This is a genomic window from Krasilnikoviella flava, from assembly GCF_900167525.1.
GTDB classification, from domain to species: Bacteria; Actinomycetota; Actinomycetes; order Actinomycetales; family Cellulomonadaceae; genus Isoptericola; species Isoptericola flavus.
Genome location: NZ_FUZQ01000004.1, coordinates 32,237 through 54,427 on the forward strand (window position 1 = coordinate 32,237; position 22,191 = coordinate 54,427).

Annotated in this window: 21 protein-coding genes; 17 read left to right on the forward strand and 4 right to left on the reverse strand. The window is 73.8% G+C overall.

Annotated features, from left to right (window positions below):
- The first annotated feature begins 42 nt into the window (after positions 1-42).
- The 10 genes from ilvD to B5Y66_RS11100 all read left to right on the forward strand — a co-directional run bounded on the left by ilvD (position 43) and on the right by B5Y66_RS11100 (position 10,922).
- Positions 43-1,752, forward strand: coding sequence for a dihydroxy-acid dehydratase (gene ilvD, locus B5Y66_RS11055; RefSeq protein WP_079574568.1), 1,710 nt, complete (start codon positions 43-45; stop codon positions 1,750-1,752).
- Positions 1,753-1,813: 61 nt separating this feature from the next.
- Positions 1,814-2,389: a pyridoxamine 5'-phosphate oxidase family protein gene (locus B5Y66_RS11060; protein WP_079574569.1), complete on the forward strand. Its 576-nt coding sequence runs from the start codon at positions 1,814-1,816 to the stop codon at positions 2,387-2,389.
- Between the two features lie 44 nt (positions 2,390-2,433).
- Complete coding sequence (locus B5Y66_RS11065) at positions 2,434-2,748, forward strand: 4a-hydroxytetrahydrobiopterin dehydratase (protein ID WP_079574570.1); 315 nt, start codon at positions 2,434-2,436, stop codon at positions 2,746-2,748.
- A 50-nt stretch (positions 2,749-2,798) separates the two neighbouring features.
- A complete protein-coding gene (locus B5Y66_RS11070) occupies positions 2,799-4,115 on the forward strand; it encodes a VOC family protein (protein WP_079574571.1) in 1,317 nt (438 codons plus the stop codon).
- Positions 4,116-4,270: 155 nt separating this feature from the next.
- On the forward strand, positions 4,271-5,311 hold the full coding sequence (locus B5Y66_RS11075; RefSeq protein WP_079574992.1) for an ABC transporter ATP-binding protein: 1,041 nt from the start codon (positions 4,271-4,273) through the stop codon (positions 5,309-5,311).
- Positions 5,308-6,396, forward strand: a complete 1,089-nt coding sequence (locus B5Y66_RS11080; protein ID WP_079574572.1) for an ABC transporter permease subunit — start codon at positions 5,308-5,310, stop codon at positions 6,394-6,396. The genes B5Y66_RS11075 and B5Y66_RS11080 overlap by 4 nt, the downstream gene beginning before the upstream one ends.
- Before the next feature lie 275 nt (positions 6,397-6,671).
- Positions 6,672-8,498, forward strand: a complete 1,827-nt coding sequence (locus B5Y66_RS11085; protein WP_079574573.1) for an acetolactate synthase large subunit — start codon at positions 6,672-6,674, stop codon at positions 8,496-8,498.
- Positions 8,499-8,530: 32 nt separating this feature from the next.
- Positions 8,531-9,052 (forward strand): acetolactate synthase small subunit, encoded by a 522-nt coding sequence (gene ilvN, locus B5Y66_RS11090; RefSeq protein ID WP_079574574.1) that lies wholly within the window; start codon positions 8,531-8,533, stop codon positions 9,050-9,052.
- A 117-nt stretch (positions 9,053-9,169) separates the two neighbouring features.
- A complete protein-coding gene (gene ilvC / locus B5Y66_RS11095) occupies positions 9,170-10,198 on the forward strand; it encodes a ketol-acid reductoisomerase (protein ID WP_079574575.1) in 1,029 nt (342 codons plus the stop codon).
- A gap of 157 nt (positions 10,199-10,355) precedes the next feature.
- A complete protein-coding gene (locus B5Y66_RS11100; RefSeq protein ID WP_079574576.1) occupies positions 10,356-10,922 on the forward strand; it encodes an ASCH domain-containing protein in 567 nt (188 codons plus the stop codon).
- Positions 10,923-10,983: 61 nt separating this feature from the next.
- Here the strand turns inward: B5Y66_RS11100 and B5Y66_RS11105 are convergent, their stop codons facing one another.
- Complete coding sequence (locus B5Y66_RS11105; protein ID WP_079574577.1) at positions 10,984-11,418, reverse strand: NUDIX hydrolase; 435 nt, start codon at positions 11,416-11,418, stop codon at positions 10,984-10,986.
- A gap of 59 nt (positions 11,419-11,477) precedes the next feature.
- Between B5Y66_RS11105 and B5Y66_RS11110 the strand changes: the two genes are divergently transcribed.
- The 5 genes from B5Y66_RS11110 (at position 11,478) to B5Y66_RS11130 (ending at position 16,344) form a co-directional block, all read left to right on the forward strand.
- Entirely contained in the window at positions 11,478-12,005 is a 528-nt protein-coding gene (locus tag B5Y66_RS11110; RefSeq protein ID WP_139820850.1) for an ASCH domain-containing protein, read from the forward strand.
- A 60-nt stretch (positions 12,006-12,065) separates the two neighbouring features.
- The gene (locus B5Y66_RS11115) at positions 12,066-12,581 is read left to right on the forward strand and encodes a GNAT family N-acetyltransferase (protein WP_079574579.1); all 516 of its coding nucleotides are present in this window, start codon (positions 12,066-12,068) and stop codon (positions 12,579-12,581) included.
- Positions 12,582-12,671: 90 nt separating this feature from the next.
- Positions 12,672-13,715, forward strand: a complete 1,044-nt coding sequence (locus tag B5Y66_RS11120; RefSeq protein ID WP_079574580.1) for a 3-isopropylmalate dehydrogenase — start codon at positions 12,672-12,674, stop codon at positions 13,713-13,715.
- A 219-nt stretch (positions 13,716-13,934) separates the two neighbouring features.
- Positions 13,935-15,095 (forward strand): branched-chain amino acid aminotransferase, encoded by a 1,161-nt coding sequence (locus B5Y66_RS11125; protein ID WP_079574581.1) that lies wholly within the window; start codon positions 13,935-13,937, stop codon positions 15,093-15,095.
- A 70-nt stretch (positions 15,096-15,165) separates the two neighbouring features.
- The gene (locus B5Y66_RS11130) at positions 15,166-16,344 is read left to right on the forward strand and encodes a winged helix DNA-binding domain-containing protein (protein WP_079574582.1); all 1,179 of its coding nucleotides are present in this window, start codon (positions 15,166-15,168) and stop codon (positions 16,342-16,344) included.
- Here B5Y66_RS11130 and B5Y66_RS11135 read toward each other — a convergent pair.
- Complete coding sequence (locus B5Y66_RS11135; RefSeq protein ID WP_079574583.1) at positions 16,292-16,885, reverse strand: DUF6069 family protein; 594 nt, start codon at positions 16,883-16,885, stop codon at positions 16,292-16,294. The two genes, B5Y66_RS11130 and B5Y66_RS11135, sit on opposite strands and share 53 nt — an antisense overlap.
- Before the next feature lie 286 nt (positions 16,886-17,171).
- Between B5Y66_RS11135 and cimA the strand changes: the two genes are divergently transcribed.
- Complete coding sequence (gene cimA, locus B5Y66_RS11140) at positions 17,172-18,821, forward strand: citramalate synthase (protein ID WP_079574584.1); 1,650 nt, start codon at positions 17,172-17,174, stop codon at positions 18,819-18,821.
- Between the two features lies 1 nt (position 18,822).
- Here the strand turns inward: cimA and B5Y66_RS11145 are convergent, their stop codons facing one another.
- On the reverse strand, positions 18,823-19,707 hold the full coding sequence (locus tag B5Y66_RS11145; protein WP_079574585.1) for a MurR/RpiR family transcriptional regulator: 885 nt from the start codon (positions 19,705-19,707) through the stop codon (positions 18,823-18,825).
- Positions 19,704-20,810: an N-acetylglucosamine kinase gene (locus B5Y66_RS11150; protein WP_079574586.1), complete on the reverse strand. Its 1,107-nt coding sequence runs from the start codon at positions 20,808-20,810 to the stop codon at positions 19,704-19,706. The genes B5Y66_RS11145 and B5Y66_RS11150 overlap by 4 nt, the downstream gene beginning before the upstream one ends.
- A 127-nt stretch (positions 20,811-20,937) precedes the next feature.
- Here B5Y66_RS11150 and B5Y66_RS11155 point away from each other — a divergent pair, with 127 nt between their 5' ends.
- Entirely contained in the window at positions 20,938-22,014 is a 1,077-nt protein-coding gene (locus tag B5Y66_RS11155; RefSeq protein ID WP_079574587.1) for a lipoyl protein ligase domain-containing protein, read from the forward strand.
- Positions 22,015-22,191 lie beyond the last annotated feature (177 nt).

Here is a 22,191-nt window from a genome sequence, read left to right on the forward strand (position 1 = left end):
GTCGGGGAGCCACCGGCGCCGGTCGTGCCTAGGCTCGGGTCCATGAGCGCCGACGCCGCAGCCACCCCGGACCTCAAGCCCCGCTCCCGCCAGGTCACCGACGGCATGGAGGCGACCGCGTCGCGCGGCATGCTGCGCGCCGTCGGCATGACCGACGACGACTGGGTGAAGCCGCAGATCGGCGTCGCGAGCTCGTGGAACGAGATCACGCCGTGCAACCTCTCGCTCGACCGGCTCGCGGACGCGGTCAAGGGCGGGGTGCACGCCGGCGGGGGCTATCCGCTCGAGTTCGGCACGATCTCCGTGTCCGACGGCATCTCGATGGGGCACGAGGGGATGCACTTCTCGCTGGTGAGCCGCGACGTCATCGCGGACTCGGTCGAGACGGTGATGCAGGCGGAGCGCCTGGACGGCTCCGTGCTTCTCGCCGGGTGCGACAAGTCGCTGCCGGGGATGCTCATGGCGGCCGCGCGGCTCGACCTGGCGAGCGTGTTCCTCTACGCCGGCTCGATCATGCCCGGCTGGGTGAAGCTGTCGGACGGCACCGAGCGGGACGTCACGCTCATCGACGCGTTCGAGGCGGTCGGGGCGTGCGCCCGCGGGCTCATGAGCACCGAGGACCTCGACCGCATCGAGCGGGCGATCTGCCCGGGCGAGGGCGCCTGCGGCGGGATGTACACCGCGAACACGATGGCGTCGGTGGCCGAGGCCATGGGCATGTCCCTGCCCGGCTCGGCGGCGCCGCCGTCGGCCGACCGCCGCCGCGACGGGTTCGCGCACGCCTCGGGCGAGGCCGTCGTCGAGCTGCTGCGGCGAGGCATCACGGCGCGGCAGATCATGACCAAGGAGGCGTTCGAGAACGCCATCGCGGTGGTGATGGCGTTCGGCGGATCCACCAACGCGGTGCTGCACCTGCTCGCCATCGCGCACGAGGCGGAGGTGGAGCTCACGCTCGACGACTTCTCGCGCGTGGCCGACCGCGTGCCGCACCTCGGCGACCTCAAGCCGTTCGGCCGGTACGTGATGAACGACGTCGACCGCATCGGCGGAGTGCCGGTGGTGATGAAGGCGCTGCTCGACGCGGGCCTGCTGCACGGCGACTGCCCCACCGTCACCGGCCGCACGGTGGCCGAGAACCTCGCGGAGATCGACCCGCCCGACCCCGACGGGAAGATCCTGCGCGCCCTGGACCGGCCGATCCACCCGACGGGCGGCATCACGATCCTGCACGGGTCGCTCGCCCCCGAGGGCGCCGTGGTGAAGTCGGCCGGGTTCGACTCCGACGTCTTCGAGGGCACCGCCCGCGTGTTCGAGCGCGAGCGCGGCGCCCTCGACGCGCTCGAGGACGGCACGATCACCGCGGGCGACGTCGTCGTGATCCGCTACGAGGGCCCCAAGGGCGGCCCGGGCATGCGGGAGATGCTCGCCATCACCGGCGCGATCAAGGGGGCCGGGCTCGGCAAGGACGTGCTGCTCATCACCGACGGGCGGTTCTCCGGGGGCACCACCGGGCTGTGCGTCGGGCACATCGCGCCCGAGGCCGTCGACGCCGGGCCGATCGCTTTCGTGCGCGACGGCGACCGCATCCGGCTCGACGTCGCCCGCAAGACGCTCGACCTGCTGGTCGACGACGCCGAGCTCGACGCCCGCCGCGACGGCTGGGCCCCGCTGTCCCACGGCTACACGCGCGGGGTGCTGGCCAAGTACACGAAGCTCGTGGGCTCGGCGTCGCGAGGCGCCGTGCTCGGCTGAGCACCGGACCACGCGCCGAACACCGTCGACCGTGCCGGCGGCCGCCGGGCAGGATGCCCGGATGGGTACAGTGCACCCGGCCGTCGACGGCCGCCTCCGGACCTTCATCGAGTCGCAGCACGTCTTCTTCGTCGCGACCGCCCCGCTGGCGGGCGACGGGCGGGTCAACCTGTCCCCGAAGGGCGTCGACGGGTCGTTCGTGGTGGTCGACGAGCACACCGTCGCCTACCTGGACATCACGGCGTCCGGCGCGGAGACCATCGCGCACCTGCGCGAGAACGGCCGGATCACCCTGATGTTCTGCGCCTTCGACGGGCCGCCGAACATCGTCCGCCTGCACGGTCGGGGGCGCGTCGTGACCCTGTACGACGACGAGTTCGCGGCGTGGGCGGAGCGGTTTCCGGAGCGGCGGGGCGCCCGCGCGGTGATCGTGGTGGACGTCGACCGGGTGTCGGACTCCTGCGGCTACGGGGTGCCGCTGCTCGACTACGTGGGCGAGCGCGACCTGCTGCCGCAGTTCATGGACCGCAAGGGACCCGAGGGCCAGGCCGACTACCGGCGGCGCAAGAACCGCACGAGCATCGACGGCCTCCCGGCGTTCGACGACGACCCGGACCCGGCGCCGGTCGCCGGCTGAAGCGCCGGCGGGCGAGGCGCGCCGTGGCGGGCGATGCTGGGCGCATGACCGACTCGATCACCTCGCGACAGTTCGCCCACGCCAACGGCGTCGCCGACTGGCACGCCGACGACGGCTCCGCCTGGGCAGTGTTCCGCACCGGGTCGTTCGCGGCCGGGGCACGGTTCGTGGACGCGATCGCCGAGATCGCGGACGCGGTGAACCACCACCCCGACGTGGACCTGCGCTACTCCACGGTGACGGTCCGCACCTCGTCTCACGACGCCGGCGGGCTGACGACGCGCGACGTGGACCTGGCCCGGCGGATCAGCGACGCCGCCCGTGAGCTGGAGCTCCCTGCGGAGGAGCAGCGGCACTGACCGCCTCGGGCGGCGAGCACGACGCCACCGGCGACGGACGAGGGAGGGCCATGTCCGACGAGATCACCGCGGCCGGGTTCGAGGCCGCCCCTGGTACTGACGACTGGCGCGCCCTCTCCCTGGGGGCGAGCGCCCTGTTCCGCACCCGCGCGCCGGGCGAGGGCGCGGTGCTCCTCGAGCGCGTCCGCGTGCTCGCCGACGGTGCGGACCACCACCCGGACGTCGACCTGCGCCCGGACGGCGTCGTCGTGCGCGTGTCGTCGCACGACGTCGACGGCCTCTGCCGTCGTGACGTCGCCCTGGCCCGCGAGATCTCCGCCGCCGCGGCCGACCTCGGGCTCGCCGCCGACCCCGCGGGGGTGCAGGAGGTGGAGCTGACGATCGACGCCGCGGACCGCGAGCGGGTCATGCCGTTCTGGGGCGCGGTGCTCGGCCACCGGCGCGAGGACGAGGACCTCGTGGACCCCCACGGGCGGTGGCCCGGCATCTGGTTCCAGGGGATGGACGAGCCGCGCCCGCTGCGCAACCGCCTGCACCTGGACGTCTTCGTGCCCCACGACGTGCGGCAGGCGCGCGTCGACGCGGCGCTCGCGGCCGGCGGCCGCGTCACGACCGAGGAGTTCGTGCCGCACTGGTGGACCCTCGCGGACCACGAGGGGAACGAGGCCGACGTCGTGGCCTGGGAGGGTTTCGACGAGGACCTGGCCGACGGCCTGCTCACCCCCGAGGAGTTCCGGGCGGCGGGCGGCGCGGACGACTGGCGGGTGCTGCAGGGCGCCAGCGCCTACTACGCGACGGGCGGCTTCGACGCGGGCGTCGAGCTGGTCGCGCGGGCGGCCCGCGCCGCGGAGGAGGCGGGCGTGCCCCTGTTCGCCGACCTGCGGTACTCGGGCGCGACCCTGCGCGTCGGGCCGCCCGAGGACGGCTGGATCGACGCCGCCCGGCTCGGGGTGGCGAGGCGGGTGCAGTCCGCGGCCCGCGACCTCGGGCTGCGCGCCGACCCGGCGGTGCTTCGCGACGTGCAGCTCACGTTCGACGCGCTCGACGTCGACGCGGTGCGGCGGTTCTGGGCGGCGGCACTCGGGTACGCCACGCGCGGGGCGACGGACCTGTACGACCCGCTGCTGCGCGGCCCGTCGGTGTTCCTCCAGCCGCTCGACGCCCCGCGCGAGCAGCGCAACCGGATCCACGTGGACGTCATGGTCCCCGCCGACGTCGCCGACGCCCGCGTGGCGGCCGCGATCGCGGCGGGCGGCACCGTGGTGCGGGACGCCGAGGCGCCCTTCTGGCGCACCGTGGCGGATCCCGAGGGCAACGAGGTGGACATCGCGGTCGTCCCGGGACGCGCGGAGGCGTGGGGCGGGTGATCGACCCGGCCCGCGGGTGAGACCTGGGTCCTCGCTGGTCGTCCCCGGTGCGCCTGCACCATGCCGCCTGGCCTGCCGCTATGCTCCGGGGCGCGCGCCGGAGCGACCGGGGCGAGACCCGGCCCCGGTGACGCCGCGGCCACGAGGAGGTGGCGGTGAGCGTGCCAGGCGGCGGAGACCTCGCGATCGAGACGCGAGGGCTGCGCAAGACGTACCGCAGCGCGCGGGGAAGGTCGGTCGGGGTGGAGGGCCTCGACCTGCAGGTACCGGTGGGCGGGGTGCACGGCTTCCTCGGCCCCAACGGCTCCGGCAAGACGACGACGATCCGGATGCTGCTCGGCCTGGTCCGGCCCGACCGCGGCACGGCCACGATCTTCGGGCACGAGGTGCCCCGGCGGCTGCCGGAGGTGGTGGGTCGGGTGGGCGCGATCGTGGAGAGCCCCAAGTTCTTCCCCGCGTTCAGCGCGCGGCGGAACCTGCGGCTGCTCGCCGACGCGATCGGTGCGCCGACGGGCCGCGTGGACGCCGTCATCGACGAGGTCGGGCTCACCGGGCGCTCCAAGGACCGGTACAAGGGGTACTCGCTCGGGATGAAGCAGCGGCTCGCGATCGCCGCGACCCTGCTCAAGGACCCCGACCTGCTGATCTTCGACGAGCCCACCAACGGCCTCGACCCCGCAGGCATCCGCGAGATCCGGCAGACCATGCGCGGTCTGGCCGACCAGGGCAAGACTGTCCTCGTCTCCAGCCACATCCTCGCCGAGGTGGAGCAGATCGCGGACACGGTGTCGATCGTGGCCCGCGGGCGCCTTGTCGCGGCGGGGCGGGTGGCGGACCTCGTGGGCGCCGGTTCCGCCGCGCGCTCGGTGCGCCTGCGGGTCGCCGCCCCCGACCTCACCATCGCCACCAGCGTGCTCGAGACGGGCGGGCTGCTCGTGCGCCGCGAGCACGACGCGCTCGTCGTCGACGGCGCGGCCGACGCCGCCCAGGTCAACCGCGCGCTCGGCGAGCGTGGGGTGTGGGTGCATGAGCTCACCCCGCTCCAGGCCGACCTGGAGTCCGTCTTCCTCGGCCTCACCGCACACGAGACCCCGGGTGGTCACACCCACAAGGGCGGGCGCACCAAGCGGGGCGGGCCGCCGCCGGAGCCCGCGCACGCGGCGGCGCAGGCACCGATCTCGGAGGGGGAGGCATGAGCCGCCTGCTCCGCGTCGAGCTGCGCCGGCTGTGGGCGCGTCAGATCACCCGCTGGGCGTGCGTCGGGGTGCTGGCGCTGGCGGCGATCAGCGGCCTGGCGGTGTACCTGTCGGCGCCGCCGCCGAGCGCCCAGGAGGTCGCGAACGCCCAGGAGATGTTCGCGGCCGACCAGGAGGCCTGGGAGACGGACGGCGAGCAGCAGGTCGCCAGCTGCGAGGCCGACGCGGAGGCCGAGGGGCGCACCCCCGAGGAGTGGGGCTGCGACCAGATGGCGCCCCGCCTGGAGTACTACCTGCCGCCCACGCAGACCTTCGTCCCCGACGCGACCCAGCAGGAGCTGATGTTCGGCGCGGAGGAGGTCGACGCGGACGACGACGCGACGGCCGCAGCGGTGGAGGAGATCCGCGGCTCCGTGTGGAACGGGTGGGCGGGGCTGGCCTCCCTCGACGACGTGGCCGTCCTGCTGGTCCTCGTCGCGCTGGTCGTCGGCGTCAGCTTCGTGACGGCCGAGATCAACAGCGGGTCGCTGGGCATGTGGCTCACCTTCGAGCCGCGGCGGCAACGGGTGTACTGGGCCAAGGCCGCGGCGGCCGCCCTCGGCACCGTCCCGCTGGTGCTGGTCGGGTTCGCGCTCCTGGTCGCCGCCTCGTACGCGGTGTACGCCTCGTTCGGCACGCTGGGCGGCCTTACGGGCGCCGTCTGGCTGGAGGTCGCGGCGTTCACCGGCCGGCTGGTCGCGGCCGGCGCGGCGCTCGCCGCGGTGGGGGTGGCCCTGGGCGTGCTGTTCAAGCACGCGGCGGCGGCGGTCGGCGTCGTCGGCGTCGTCGCGTGGGGGTCCCTGGTCTTCGGCTTCGGCCTCGGGGAGCTGCAGCGCTGGCTGCCGACGACGGCGCTCACGGCATGGCTGCAGGGCGGCTCGGTCTTCAGCACGGAGCGGTGCACGCCCAGCGCCGACGGCGTCTTCGAGTGCCTCCCGGTGGACCACGTCGTGACCACGACGCAGGGCGGGCTCACGCTGCTGGCGGTCACGGCCGTGCTCACGCTGCTCGCCGCGCTGGTGTTCCGGCGGCGCGACGTGAGCTGACCCGCCGTCGCGCTGCACGTCGTGAGCCCGGTGTCCCGCATGGTGGGACACCGGGCTCACGACGTGACATCGCGGAGTCGCGGGCGTAACGTTCGATCCGTGCAGACGATCCTCGTAGTACTTCTTCCCGGGCGCGCCGACTAGGCCCACGCACCAGGCTTCGTCAGCGCGCTCACCCCTCGTCAGTCCCGTCATCCCGGGACCGGGGGGTTTTTCATTGCAGCGACACCCTCGCCAGACCCTTCGCCCGCAAGACCGACCGGCAGGAGAGACCGATGGTCCAGCCGAACCCGACCCCCGCCCAGGTGGCCGCCCGCACCGCGTCGCGCCCCACCGACCGACCCGTGTCCGGTGAGGAGGTCACCGGCGCCGAGTCGATCGTCCGCTCCCTCGAGTCGGTCGGCGTCGAGGACGTCTTCGGCATCCCGGGCGGTGCGATCCTCCCGCTCTACGACCCGCTCATGGACTCGAAGCAGATCCGCCACATCCTCGTGCGGCACGAGCAGGGCGGCGGCCACGCGGCCGAGGGCTACGCGCACGCGACGGGCAAGGTCGGCGTCACGATGGCGACCTCGGGGCCGGGTGCGACCAACCTGGTGACGCCCCTCGCGGACGCCCACATGGACTCCGTCCCGCTGGTCGCGATCACCGGCCAGGTCGCCGAGTCGCTCATCGGCACCGACGGCTTCCAGGAGGCCGACATCGTCGGCATCACCATGCCGATCACCAAGCACTCCTACCTGGTCACCGACCCGGCGGAGATCCCGCGCACGATCGCCGAGGCGTTCCACATCGCGTCGACCGGGCGGCCGGGGCCCGTGCTGGTGGACATCGCGAAGTCCGCGATGCAGGCCAGCACCACCTTCTCCTGGCCGCAGGAGCTCTCGCTGCCCGGCTACCACCCGGTGACGAAGCCGCACGCCAAGCAGATCCGCGAGGCCGCGAAGCTCCTCGCCACGGCTCGCCGTCCTGTGCTGTACGTGGGCGGCGGCGTCGTCCGTGCGGGCGCGTCCGCGGCGCTGCGCCGCCTGGTCGACACGTCCGGGGCGGCCGTCGTCACGACGCTGACCGCCCGCGGCGCGGTCCCCGACAGCCACCCGCAGCAGCTGGGGATGCCCGGCATGCACGGCACGGTCCCGGCGGTGGCCGCGCTGCAGAAGGCCGACCTCGTGGTGGCGCTCGGCGCCCGCTTCGACGACCGGGTGACCGGCCGGCTGTCGAGCTTCGCGCCGCAGGCCGCCGTCGTGCACGCCGACATCGACCCCGCCGAGATCGGCAAGAACCGACCCGTGGACGTGCCCATCGTCGGCGACCTGCGCGAGGTCATCGCCGACCTGGTGCCGGCCCTCGAGGCCGAGCACGCCAAGGTGGGCAAGCCTGACCTGGCGGCGTGGTGGCACCAGCTCGACACGTGGCGCGAGACCTACCCGCTCGGCTTCTCGCCCACGGACGACGGGCACCTGGCGCCGCAGCACGTGATCTCCCGCCTGGGCGAGCTGGCCGGGCCGGACGCGATCTACGCCGCGGGCGTGGGCCAGCACCAGATGTGGGCGGCGCAGTTCATCCGCTACGAGCGTCCGCGCACCTGGCTGAACTCCGCGGGCCTGGGCACGATGGGCTTCGCGGTGCCGGCCGCGATGGGCGCCAAGGTGGGCGAGCCCGACCGCGAGGTGTGGGCGATCGACGGCGACGGCTGCTTCCAGATGACCAACCAGGAGCTCGCGACCTGCGCGATCAACGACATCCCGATCAAGGTGGCGCTGATCAACAACAGCTCGCTCGGCATGGTGCGGCAGTGGCAGACGCTCTTCTACGACGAGCGGTACTCCAACACCGACCTGCACACCGGGCACGGGACCCGACGCATCCCCGACTTCGTCAAGCTCGCCGACGCGTACGGGTGCGAGGGCATCCGTGTCGAGCGCGCGGATGAGATCGACGCCGCGATCAAGCGTGCCCAGGAGATCGACGACCGCCCCGTGGTCATCGACTTCCAGGTCTCGCGCGACGCCATGGTGTGGCCGATGGTCGCCGCCGGCGTGCCGAACGACGACATCCAGTACGCGCGCGGCATCTCGCCCGCGTGGGACCGCGAAGACTGACCGGCCGACGAGCAGAGACGGAGCCACACCCCATGTCGCGTCACACCCTGTCCGTGCTGGTCGAGAACAAGCCGGGCGTCCTCACCCGCGTCTCGGCGCTCTTCGCTCGCCGGGCGTTCAACATCCACTCCCTGGCCGTGGGCCCCACCGAGCACGAGGAGATCTCGCGCATCACCGTGGTGGTCGACGTCGAGGAGCACCCGCTCGAGCACGTGACCAAGCAGCTCAACAAGCTGGTCAACGTCATCAAGATCGTCGAGCTCGACCCTGGGTCGTCCGTGCAGCGTGAGCTCCTGCTCGTCAAGGTGCGGGCCGACGCGGCCACGCGGTCCGGGGTGCTCGAGGTCGTCGACCTCTTCCGCGCCCACGTCGTGGACGTCGTGCCCGACACCGTCGTCATCGAGGCGACCGGCACCGACGCCAAGCTGTCCGCCCTGCTCGCAGCCCTGGAGCCGTACGGCGTCCGCGAGATCGTCAAGTCCGGCACCCTCGCGGTGGGCCGCGGATCGCGGTCCATCACCGACCGAGCGCTGGAGCGCGTGCGCACGGCCTGACGCCGAGCGCGTACCGTCACCCCTGCCGGTGACCACCGAATCGAGTACCGAACGACGTACCGACCCGGTACCGACCCGAATTTCGACCCGCAGTACCGAGAACCGAGGAGCATCACCGTGGCTGAGCTGTTCTACGACGACGACGCCGACCTGTCCATCATCCAGCAGCGCAAGGTCGCCGTCATCGGCTACGGCAGCCAGGGCCACGCGCACGCGCTGAACCTGCGCGACTCGGGCGTCGACGTCCGAGTCGGCCTGCGCGAGGGCTCGGGCTCCGCGAAGAAGGCCGAGGACGAGGGCCTGCGCGTGCTGACCGTGGCCGACGCCGTCAAGGAGGCCGACGTCGTCGTCATCCTCGCGCCGGACCAGGTGCAGCGGCACGTGTACCGCGACGAGATCGCTCCGAACCTCAAGGAGGGTGCGGCGCTCGTCTTCGGTCACGGCTTCAACATCCGCTTCGGCTACATCAAGCCCGAGGCGGGTCACGACGTGCTCATGGTCGCCCCCAAGGGCCCGGGCCACCTCGTGCGCCGCGAGTACGTGGACGGCCGCGGCGTGCCGGTCATCGTCGCCGTCGAGCAGGACGCGTCCGGCTCCGCCTGGGAGCTCGCGCTGTCCTACGCGAAGGGCATCGGCGGCCTGCGTGCCGGCGGCATCAAGACCACGTTCACCGAGGAGACCGAGACCGACCTGTTCGGCGAGCAGGCCGTGCTCTGCGGCGGCGCCTCGCAGCTGGTCCAGTACGGCTTCGAGACGCTGACCGAGGCGGGCTACCAGCCCGAGGTCGCGTACTTCGAGGTGCTGCACGAGCTGAAGCTGATCGTCGACCTCATGGTCGAGGGCGGCATCGCCAAGCAGCGCTGGTCGGTCTCCGACACCGCCGAGTACGGCGACTACGTCTCCGGCCCGCGCGTCATCGACCCGCACGTCAAGGAGAACATGAAGGCCGTTCTCGCGGACATCCAGAACGGCGCCTTCGCCGAGCGCTTCATCGCGGACCAGGACGCCGGCGCGCCCGAGTTCACCGCGCTGCGCGACAAGGGCGAGGCGCACCCGATCGAGACCACCGGCCGCGAGCTGCGGAAGATGTTCTCGTGGATCAAGCCCGCTGACTCCGACTACACGGAGGGCAGCGCCGCTCGCTGACCCACACCGTCAGCAGCGACGCGCGCGGCCGCCGCCCGGGAGACCCCCGGCCGGCGGCCGCACGTGCGTCCGGGGACGGCGCGGCCTCCCGCGGGCCGCGCACGGACACGGACCGGCCGGGCGAGCTGTAGCCAGCCCGCCAGGCAGGATGTCCGGCATGTGCGACGACACGACCCGGCCCCCGACCGACGACTCGCAGGACGGGACGGGCGGGGCGATCCACGACGAGGCGCACGCCGAGCGCATCGCGGAGTTCTGGGACGCCGCCCGCCCGAGCGCCGGGAGCATCAGCCAGGGCGGGGCGGCGGGGGAGCGGTCGGAGAACGTCGAGCGACCGTCCGCGTGGGCGTTCGGGGACTCGCCCGGGCTCGCCGACGAGCTGCTCGCCCTGGTGCTCGGGGGGCGCAAGACGGCCGCGGCGTCGCTGGTCGTCGAGTTCGAGGACGTCGCCGATCCGGTGCCTGCCGCCGGGGACCTGTCGATCGTCCTGGACGGCCAGGGCGAGCCGCGCGCGCTGATCCGGACCACGCAGGTCGAGATCGTGCCGTTCGCGGAGGTCACGGCCGTGCACGCCTCCCTCGAGGGCGAAGGCGACCGCACCGTGGAGGCGTGGCGCACCGAGCACGAGCGGGCCTGGCGCGGCACGCTCGAGTCCCTCGGGCGCGAGTTCGATCCGTCGATGCTGGTGGTGTGCGAGCGGTTCACGGTGCTCTACTCGGCATGACGACGGCCGAGCGTACGCGTCCGCCCCCGGGGGCATGGGGCGACCCGCAGGGAGTGCTTGCTCAGCCGATCAGGCCCGCCATGCGGCGGCCGACGTCCACCAGGTCGACCCGGTCCAGGGCGTCGACGTCGGGCAGCCGGTGCCAGGCGACGGCGTCGGTGCTGCCGTCCGCCTCGACGGTCAGCTCGCCGCCGACGACGCGTGCGCGGTAGACGATCCGGATCCCGTGCAGCGGTTCCGTGGGCGGCGTGCCGTTCACCGCGAACCGGCGTTCCGCGGGCACGACGATGCTGTCGACGCCGAGCAGGCCGTCGAGCACGACGTCGTAGCCGGTCTCCTCGCGCAGCTCGCGGACGGCGGCGGCCTCCGGGTGCTCGCCGGGGTCGATGCCGCCACCGGGCAGCGTCCAGCCGGACCCGCCGCCCTCGTTCCAGTGGGGGAGGAGGATCTGGTCGTCGTCGACCACGACGGCGTAGGCGGCGATGCGCGTGAACATCCGGACATCCTGACAGGCGGCGCCTGACGAGGGCGGCGTGACCTGGCAGGATGGCGCGCATGACCGACGACGCGAACCCCGGGCTGGACGCCGAGCAGGCCGACCTGATCACGCAGTTCTGGGACGTCGCGCGCCCGAGCGCCGGCCGCACCAGCCACGGCGGCGCGGTGGGGGAGCGCTCGGAGAACGTGGTGCCGCCGCCGGCCTGGTCGTTCGGGGACTCGCCCGAGCTGGCCGACGAGCTGCTGGCCCTCGTGGTCGACGGGGTGAAGACCGGCACCGCGGCCGCCGTCTGGGAGTACGAGGCCGCCGACGAGCCGTTGCCGCGCAAGGGTGACCTGTCCATCGTGCTCGACGGCGGGGGCGCGCCGCGCCTCCTCATCAGGACCACGCAGGTCGACACCGTCCCGTTCGAGGAGGTGACCGCCGAGCACGCCGCCGCGGAGGGTGAGGGCGACCGCTCCCTCGCCGACTGGCGCGCGGGCCACGAGCGCTACTGGCGGCGCACGCTGGCGCAGATCGGCCGCGAGTTCGACCCGACGATGCCGGTGGTCTGCGAGCGGTTCAAGGTGCTCTTCCGCGCCTGACCCGCGTCCCGGTGTCGGGGCAGCGTGCGTCCGGTGGCCGACATCGGGCACGATGGCGCGATGCCCGCCGCGCCGCCGCCCGCCCCGCTGCCGCCCGCCACGATCCGACCCGCCACGCCCGAGGACGCGCCGGGGTGCGCGATCGTGCACCACACGTCGTGGGTCGAGACGTACGGCGGCCTGCTCCCCGCGGAGCACTGGGAGACCGACACGCTCGAGGCGCGCACCGCGACCTGGCGGCGCTGGCTCGCCGGTGAGCTGACGGCGGTCGTGGCGGAGCTCGACGGGCGGGTCGTCGGCGTCGCCTTTGCCGACAGGGGGCGGGAGGTGGGCGGCCATGCGCCGGTGCGCGACCGCGAGCTCTGGCTCCTCTACGTGCTGGCGGAGCACCACGGGACGGGCATCGGTCAGGCGCTGCTGGGCGCCGTCGTGCCGCCAGGGGTGCCCGCCCAGCTCTGGGTCGTGGAGGAGAACCCGCGGGCACGTCGGTTCTACGAGCGCCACGGGTTCGTCCCCGACGGCGCCCGCTTCGTCGACGAGCGGTTGGACCTCGCCGAGGTCCGGCACGTGCGCTGACCACGCGTGACCTGCGAGGTCACGGCCCCGTCCGTCCGAGGAATGAGATCTCTGTCCGCATCATGACCCCGCGGGCTTAGGCTCGGCCCCATGACGCGGAGCATCGACCTGGCAGTGGTGGCCGGCGACGGCATCGGCACGGAAGTCGTGGAGCAGGGCCTGGCGGTCCTCGAGGCGGCCGTGGCCGGCTCGGACGTCAAGATCTCCACCACCGAGTTCGACCTGGGGGCGCGCCGCTGGCATGCCACGGGCGAGACCCTCACCGACGCCGACCTCGAGGCCATCAAGGGCCACGACGCGATCCTGCTGGGCGCCATCGGCGACCCCAGCGTCCCGTCGGGCGTCCTCGAGCGCGGGCTGCTGCTCAAGCTCCGCTTCTCGCTGGACCACTACGTGAACCTGCGCCCGGGCAAGCTGTACCCCGGCGTGACCAGCCCGCTGGCCAACCCCGGCGACGTCGACTTCGTCGTCGTGCGCGAGGGCACCGAGGGCCCGTACGTCGGCAACGGCGGCGCGCTGCGCGTCGGTACCCCGCACGAGATCGCCACCGAGGTGTCGGTCAACACCGCGTTCGGCGTCGAGCGCGTGGTCCGCGACGCCTTCGCCCGCGCCCAGGCCCGCCCGCGCAAGCACCTCACGCTGGTGCACAAGCACAACGTGCTCGTGCACGCCGGCCACCTGTGGCGCCGCACGGTCGAGGCCGTCAACGCCGACTTCCCGGACGTCACCACGGACTACCTGCACGTGGACGCCGCCACGATCTTCCTCACGACGAACCCGTCGCGCTTCGACGTGATCGTCACCGACAACCTGTTCGGCGACATCCTCACCGACCAGGCCGCCGCGATCACCGGCGGTATCGGCCTCGCCGCGTCGGCGAACATCAACCCGGACCGCACGGCGCCGTCCATGTTCGAGCCGGTGCACGGCTCCGCGCCGGACATCGCCGGCCAGGGCAAGGCCGACCCGACCGCCACCGTGCTGTCGGTGTCCCTCCTGCTCGACCACCTCGGCCTCACCGAGGAGAGCAAGCGCGTGGAGGCCGCGGTCGCGGCCGACCTCGTCGAGCGCGGCGACCGAGTACGCACGACGGCCGAGGTCGGGCGCGACCTCGCCGCTCGCGTCAACGGCTGACGACGCCCCGCGCGTCGCCACCGGACGGCGCGGCGCCACCTGCGCCGCGCCGTCGGACGTGTCGTCCGAGCCACCGCCCGCCCCGGCCGTCGTCCCCTGTCGATCACCCGACGATCTCTCTATCGTCCGGGTGGCCGCTGTGGTCGGCACGACGCCGGTGCCCACGCGCTGCGCGGTCGTGGAAAACTACAGGGGTCACCCGGTGAAAGGCCCCCGATCATGACCACTTCCAGCACCACCTCCTCCGCCGCGAGCGCCGACGGGTCGGGCATCCTCCCGGCCGAGCTCGAGGATCTCGTCACCCTCTTCGACGTCCGTGCCACGGACAGCCCCACCCCGGACGCCGAGCGCGAGGCCGCGCTGCAGGCGCCGAAGTTCGGCACCGTGTTCACGGACCACATGGCCCGCATCAGCTGGCGCCAGGGCGACGGCTGGCTCGACCGCCGCATCGAGAAGTACGGCCCGCTGCAGCTCGACCCCGCGACCGCCGTCCTGCACTACGCGCAGGAGATCTTCGAGGGGATGAAGGCGTACCGGCACGCGGACGGCTCGGTCTGGACGTTCCGTCCGGACGCCAACGCGGCCCGGTTCGCGCGCTCGGCGCACCGACTGGCGCTGCCCGCGCTGTCGGTCGACGACTTCATCGGCTCCATCGCGGCGCTCGTGCGCGCCGACATCGACTGGGTGCCGTCCGGCGAGGACTTCAGCCTCTACCTGCGGCCCTTCACCTTCGCGTCGGAGGCGTTCCTCGGGGTACGTCCCACCGCCGAGGCCGAGTACCTCGTCATCGCCTCTCCCGTCGGCCCGTACTTCGCCGGCGGCGTGAAGCCGGTGTCGATCTGGATCGACGAGCACTACCACCGCTCCGGGCCGGGGGGCACGGGCGACGCGAAGTACGGCGGCAACTACGCGGCGAGCCTGCTGCCGCAGCAGCTCGCCGCCGAGAAGGGCTTCGACCAGGTCTGCTACCTCGACGCGACGACGAACACGTCGCTCGAGGAGCTCGGCGGGATGAACGTCTTCGTCGTCATGGCGGACGGCTCGGTGCACACCCCGGAGCTCACCGGCTCGTTCCTCGAGGGCGTCACCCGCTCGTCCATCCTGCAGCTCGCCGCGGACCGCGGTCACCAGGCCGTCGAGCGTCGTCTCCCGCTCGCCGAGGTCGTCGCCGGCCTCCAGGACGGCACGGTGCGCGAGATCTTCGCCTGCGGCACGGCGGCGGTCATCACCCCGGTCGGCCGGCTCGCGGGCGACGAGTTCGACCTGCAGGTCTCGGGCGGGGAACCGGGGGAGCTCACGATGGCGATCCGCGAGGAGCTCACCGACATCCAGTACGGTCGGGCCGCGGACCGGCACGGCTGGATGCGCCGGCTCGCCTGAGCCGCGCCGCGGTCGTCGCGGCACGCAGCTCGGGCGGGCTCGGCCACGACCACGGACGGAGGCTCCCCGCATGGCGACCCCGATCACGGCCGACGAGGTCAACCGCACCACGCTCGCGCGCCAGCAGCTGCTCGCCCGCTCCGACGACGACGTCCCCGCCGTCGTCGGGCGGGTGGGCGGCCTGCAGGCCCAGCACGCCGACATGCCCTACGTCGCACTCTGGGCGCGGCGGGCCGGGCAGACGATCGGTGCGCTCGAGGACGCCCTCACCGACGGCGACGTCGTGAAGGCGACCGTCATGAGGTCCACGCTGCACGTCGTGCCGAGCGCGGACTGGCCGCTGCTCGACGCCGTCTCCGCGGAGCAGCGGTTGGCGGCCTGGCGTGCGAGCGCCCGGCGGGCGGGGGTCGACCTGACCGGGCTCAACGCCGCCGTGCGCGCGTTCTGCGCCGAGCCCCGCACCCTCGACGAGGTGGAGGCCTTCGCCGCCGACCAGTACCCCGGCGTCGACGCCGTGGCGGCGATCCCGGGCGGCGTGAGCCGCGCCTGGTGGCGCCTCGCGAGCGCGGGTGGCGGCCTCGTGCACGTGCCGCCGAGCGGCCTGTGGGGCTCCCACGTCGCGGCGCGCTACCAGGACGGGTCGCGCTGGCTGGCCGACCGGGTGTCGCACCCGCTGCCCGTGGTGCCTCCGGACGAGGCCCGCGCCCGGGTCGTCGAGATGTACCTGCGCGCGTTCGGGCCGGCATCGGTGCGCGACGTCGCGCGGGGGATCGGCGTCCGGGGCGTCGGGTCGATGAAGCGCGCGCTCGCGCTCCTGGAGCTGCGGGCGTACGTCGCGCCCGACGGCCGCGAGCTGCTCGACCTGGCCGACGCGGCTGTGGTGCCCGGGGACACGCCCGCGCCGGTGCGGCTCCTGCCGCGCTGGGACCAGCTGCTCGTGGCGCTCGACGAGCGGTCGCGGATCGTCGACGCCGAGCACGTCGGCCGCGTCTACCGGCGCAACGCCGACGTGCTCCCCACCCTCTGGGTGGACGGCCGGGTCGCCGGGACGTGGTCCCTGGACGTCGACGCGCGCCGCGCCACCGTGCACCTCGAGCCCTTCACCGGTGACGCCTGGGCGCACCACCGCGACGCGCTGGAGGCGGAGGCGGGCGCCCTGCTCGACCTCGCCGCGGCGGACGCCCCCGAGCGCGAGATCACCTGGTCGGCCGAGCCGGCCGCACGAGAGTCCGGCCGAGCACACCGTTGAGCATCGCGGAGACCGCCACCCCGACCACGACCCAGACCAGGGCGGTCACCACCGCCGAGGCGGCGTCGCCGGTGCCCGTGAACGCGAGGGCGGCGAGGATCACGGTGACCAGCGCGACCAACCAGCCGAAGAACATCCGTGGCCGCGGCACCACGCGCACGAGCAGCTGGAGGACCACGGCCGCGAGCAGGGCGAACACGGCCCCGGTCAGCGCCCACGCCAGCGCGGGCGCGCCGGGCACCAGCCGGGACGGGCCGAGCAGGCCCACGTCGAACGCGCTGTCGAAGACCACCGATGCCGCGAGGCCGAGGACGGCGCACACCACCACGGTGACGGCGGCCCCGGACCAGTAGCGGCGGCGGTCCAGGGCGAGCAGCCCGCGTGACGTGGGTGGTGGTGCGTCCCAGGCGTCGACGGGCTCCGCCGTCGGCACGGGGTGCGTGACGTGGCCGGCTCCGGGCGAGATGCCGGGCGAGATACCGGGCGGTGGTCCGGCGGGCTCGGTGGGCCAGGTGGGCCCGGTCGGTCGCGGGTCGGTCATCGGTGCTGCCTCCTGACCTCGGTGACGGTGCCAGCCGACCACACCCCGGGCTCGGTCGCACGGCCGCCCGACGCGGGACGTGCGGGGCCACGGCGTGGACGGCCTGTCCGTCCGCCGCGAGGGTGTGGCACCATGTGGCCCATGACACGCCTCGCCCATCAGCGTCGCTCGCTCATCATTCGGTAGCGCGTCCGGCACACCCGCCGGACGCGCAGACCTTCCGTACCCCGGGGGGTCTTTTTTGTTGACCAGAACGCCCAGAGCTTCTCGACGTGGGGAGTCCCGCATGACCGCCACCCCGTTCCACGTGTACGACACCACCCTGCGCGACGGCGCGCAGCAGGAGGGCATGAACCTCTCGGTGGCGGACAAGCTGGCGATCGCGCCGCTGCTGGACGAGCTGGGTGTCGGCTTCATCGAGGGAGGCTGGCCGGGGGCCGTCCCCAAGGACACGGAGTTCTTCCGGCGGGCCGCCAAGGAGCTCTCCCTGCGGAACGCGGTGCTCGCGGCGTTCGGGGCCACCCGCAAGGCGGGCACGCGCGCCTGGGATGACCCGCAGGTGCGCGCGCTGCTCGACTCCGAGGCACCGGTCGTCACCCTGGTGGCCAAGTCGGACGTGCGGCACGTGGAACGCGCGCTGCGCACCACCCCCGACGAGGGGCTGGCGATGATCTCCGACACCGTGGCGTTCCTCGTGGGCGAGGGGCGCCGGGTCGTGGTGGACGCCGAGCACTTCTTCGACGGCTACCGGTTCGACCCGGCGTACTCCCGGGCCGCGGCCGAGGCGGCGTTCACCGCGGGCGCGGAGGTCGTCGTGCTGTGCGACACGAACGGGGGGATGCTGCCGCACTGGGTGACCGACGTCGTCACCGAGGTGCGCGGCGCGCTGGGCGTGCCGCACGGACGCGACGCCGCCGCGGGCGACCACCTCCTGGGCGTGCACGCGCACAACGACTCGGGCTGCGCCGTGGGGAACACCCTGGCCGCCGTCGCGTCCGGCGCGTGGCACGTGCAGGGCACCGTGAACGGCTACGGCGAGCGCACCGGCAACGTGGACCTGGTGACCGTCGTCGCGAACCTCGAGCTCAAGCACGGCCTGCGCACCCTGGCCGGCGAGGGCCTCGCGGAGGCGACGCGCATCGCACACGCCGTCGCCGAGATCACCAACATCTCCCCGTACGCGCGCCAGCCGTACGTCGGGGCCAGCGCGTTCGCGCACAAGGCGGGGCTGCATGCCAGCGCCATCAAGGTGGACCCGGACCTGTATCAGCACATCGACCCGACGGCCGTGGGCAACGACATGCGCATGCTGGTGTCGGACATGGCGGGCCGCGCATCCATCGAGCTCAAGGGTCGCGAGCTGGGATACGACCTCAGCGGACAGGGCGAGCTGCTCACCCGCGTCATGACGCGCGTCAAGGACGCCGAGGCGCAGGGCTACACGTTCGACGCCGCCGACGCGTCCTTCGAGCTGCTGCTGCGCGAGGAGCTCACCGGCACGCGGCAGACGTACTTCCGGGTGGAGAGCTGGCGGACCATCGTCGAGACGACCGCCGGCACGGCCGGCCACGATGCCGCGAGCCGGGACGCCGACGCGGTCGCGGAGGCGACGGTGAAGCTGCACGCCGGCGGCGAGCGCGTCGTCGCGACAGGGGAGGGCAACGGCCCGGTGAACGCCCTCGACCAGGCGCTGCGCAGCGCGCTGACCCGCGTGTACCCGCAGATGGAGAAGTTCGAGCTCATCGACTTCAAGGTGCGCATCCTCGACGCCCAGCAGGGCACGGACGCCACCACCCGCGTGCTGGTGGAGACGACGGACGGGCAGCACTCGTGGTCCACCGTGGGCGTGGGACCCAACGTCATCGAGGCGGCCTGGGAGTCGCTCATCGACGCGTACGTGTACGGCCTGGTGCACGCGGGCGTCGAGCCGCGCTGACCTACCGTGGGTTCCGGCCGCTCGTGAGCCGGTGGGGCCGGACGGCCTCGTACGTCGCCTTGAGGGCGGCGGTGGTCCGGTCGTAGCGGCGCTGCGCCACGCGGACGAAGAGGAAGTCGACGACGGCGAGCTGGGCGATGCGGCTCGACATCGCGCCGGAGCGGAACTGCGTCTCGCGCGCCGTCGTCGCGAGGACGACGTCGGCGAGCTCGGCGAGCGGCGAGGCCGGGAAGTTCGTCACGGCCACGGTGGTGGCGCCCGCGTCGCGCGCGAGCGTGAGCGCCTGCACGGTCTCCACCGTGGTGCCGGTGTGCGACACGGCCACGGCGACGCAGCCCTCGCCGAGCAGCGCCGCGGACTGGAGCTGGCCGTGCAGGTCCACGGGGGCGAAGCACGCGATGCCGATGCGGGTGAGCTTCTGGCCGAGGTCCTGTGCCGTGAGGCCGCTCGACCCGGCGCCGTAGACGTCGACGCGCGGGGCGGCCGCCACGGCGTCGACGGCGCGCTCGAGCGCGTCGAGGTCGAGCATGCGCGCCGTCTCCTCGATCGTCCGGGCCTCGTGGAACGCGATCTTGGACACGACGTCGGTGGCGGTGTCGGTCCGGTTGATCTCGCCCTCGGCGATGCCGGAGCGCTCGAGCTCGACGGCGCGGCGGCTCGTGGCCTGCGCGAGGTCGATGCGGAACTCGGGGTACCCGGCGTAGCCGACGGCCCGGCAGAACCGCACGACCGTCGCCTGCGAGGTCCCGGCGCGGGCGGCGAGCTCGGTGATGGTGGCGCCGACGACGCCGGGCGGGTCGTCGAGGACGACGGCGGCGATGCGCGCCTCGGCGGGGCGGAGCGTGGGCAGTGTCTGGCGGAGCCGGACGAGGACGTCACCGTTCATGCGCGGGTCTCCTTCCCGGCGGGGGCGCCGGCGGTCGAGGGGGCGGTGCTGGCCGGGATCGTGCCGGCGGGGCCTGCGGTCCGGCGGACCGTCAGCCAGGTGTCGTGGGGCTCGACGAGAGCGCCGTCCCCGGGGCGTTCGTCGAGGAGGGAGCGGGCGAGCCGCAGGGCGCCGTCGAGGGGGCTCCCGTCCGCCGGCACGAGCCGCACGTCGGGGCGCAGGGCGGACAGGCGTGCCTCGAGCGGCGTGGTCACGGGCGCGCCGATCTGCAGCACGCCGCCCGTCACGGCCGCGAGCGGCGGGATCCCGGGGCGCAGCGCGGCGGCGATGCTCTCCGCGAGGTGGGTGCCGGCGTCGTGCAGGAGGCGCGTCGCGACGAGGTCGCCCGCGCGGGCGGCGTCGGCGACGGCGGGAGTGAACGAGGCGAGGACGTGCGCGCGGTCGGGGCGCCCGTAGAGCGCGGCGGGCCAGCCGTCGACGGGGCCGAAGCGCTCCAGCGCGGCGGCGAGCAGGGTGGGCGAGGCGGGGCCGGGTCGCCCGTCGTGCGTGGCGATCGCCGCCCGCAGCCCGTGCGCGCCGATCCAGGAGCCGGAGCCGAGGTCGCCGAGCAGGTGGCCCCACCCGTCCGCGCGATGCCAGCGCCGCCGCAGGTCGGTGGCGAGCACGATCGCGCCCGTGCCGACGGCGGCGACCGCGCCCGGCCGTCCGCCGAGGGCGCCGAGGTGGGCGGCGAGCGCGTCGGCGGCGACGGCGGTCGCCCCTGCGCCCGCGTCGTGCAGCACGTCGTGCAGGGCGCCGGGCTCCGGGACGAGCGACGGGAGGCCGGTGACCGACACGGCGGCGGCGGCGAGGCGCAGGCCGGGACGCTGACGGGTGAGCGTGTCGACGAGCTCGGCCACCACGTCGGCCGCGTCGCTCCCGGCGGTCGTGATGCGCACGGGGCGGCCCGAGAGGGTCATCGCGCCCGCGGGCCCCGGCGCTCCGTCGGGGTCGGCAGCGGGCGGGCGGTGGCGCGGCACGGCGACCAGCCGGGCGCCGGAGCCGCCGACGTCCACGGCGACGACGTGCTCGGGAGCGGCGGTCGGGGCGTCGGGGCCGGTCACGGGAACCAGTGTGGCAGTGATTTTCTCAGGCTGGACACCTCACAAAAAGAATCTCGCCCGCTCGGGGCGCGGCCGGTGTGACCGACGCCGCCTCCGCCTCCGGGCGCGGCACGGCTACCGTGGAGACGTGCATGGTGAGTACAAGGTTCCCGGTGGCAAGCTCGTGACGGTCGACCTCGACGTGCGCGACGGGCTGCTCGCCGACGTCCGGCTCAGCGGCGACTTCTTCCTGGAGCCCGACGACGCCCTCGAGGTCATCGACGACGCGCTCGTCGGCCTGCCGCGCGAGACGTCCACGAGCGAGCTCGCCCGCGCCGTCGACGAGGGGCTGCGCGTCGCCGAGGAGGACGGCCGCGTGACGGGCGGCGTGACGATGGTCGGCTTCGACGCGTGGGCGGTCGCGGTCGCGGTGCGTCGCGCGCTGGGCCTGGCCACGACGTGGGACGACCACACGTTCGAGGTGCTGCGGCCCGGCCCGCTGCCCCCGGCGACGCTCGCCGCCCTGGACCAGGTGCTCACCGAGGAGCTCGCCGCGGGCCGGCGCGGCCCCACGCTGCGGTTCTGGGACTGGAACGAGCGCGCGGTGTTCATCGGGTCGTTCCAGTCGCTGCGCAACGAGGTGGACCCGGTGGGCGTGCGCGAGCACGACGTGACGGTCGTGCGGCGCATCTCCGGCGGTGGGGCCATGTTCATGGAGGCCGGCAACTGCGTGACGTTCTCGCTGGTGGTGCCGGCCTCGCTCGTGGACGGCCTGTCGTTCGAGCAGTCCTACGCGTTCCTCGACTCGTGGGTGCTGGGTGCCCTGCAGGACGTCGGCGTCGAGGCCTATTTCTCCGGCATGAACGACGTCGCCTCGCCGGCGGGCAAGCTCGCCGGCTCCGCGCAGAAGCGGCTGGCCGGCGGGGCCGTGCTGCACCACATGACGATGGCGTACGACATCGACAGCGCGAAGATGCTCGAGGTGCTGCGCATCGGCCGCGAGAAGCTCTCGGACAAGGGCACCACCAGTGCCAACAAGCGGGTGGACCCGCTGCGGTCGCAGACCGGCATGTCGCGCGACGAGATCATCGACGCGTTCGAGGCGCACTTCAGGTCGCACCACCGCACCGCCGACTCGGAGCTGCGGCCCGAGGAGCTGGCGCGCGCCGACGAGCTGGTGCGGACCAAGTTCGGCAACCCGACCTGGATCAACCGGGTGCCCTGACCCCCGCGTCGTCCCCCCGCGCGCCGACCGTGACGCGCCGTCGAGGTCACCGTCCTGTCACGAATCGGGGCGGTGGCTTTCGTCATCCGTGCTCGGTCAGTAATCTTCCCCACGAAGCGACGCCCCGGAACTTCCTTTCAGGACCGGGGTGCCGCCGCACGCAGCGATCACCACAGC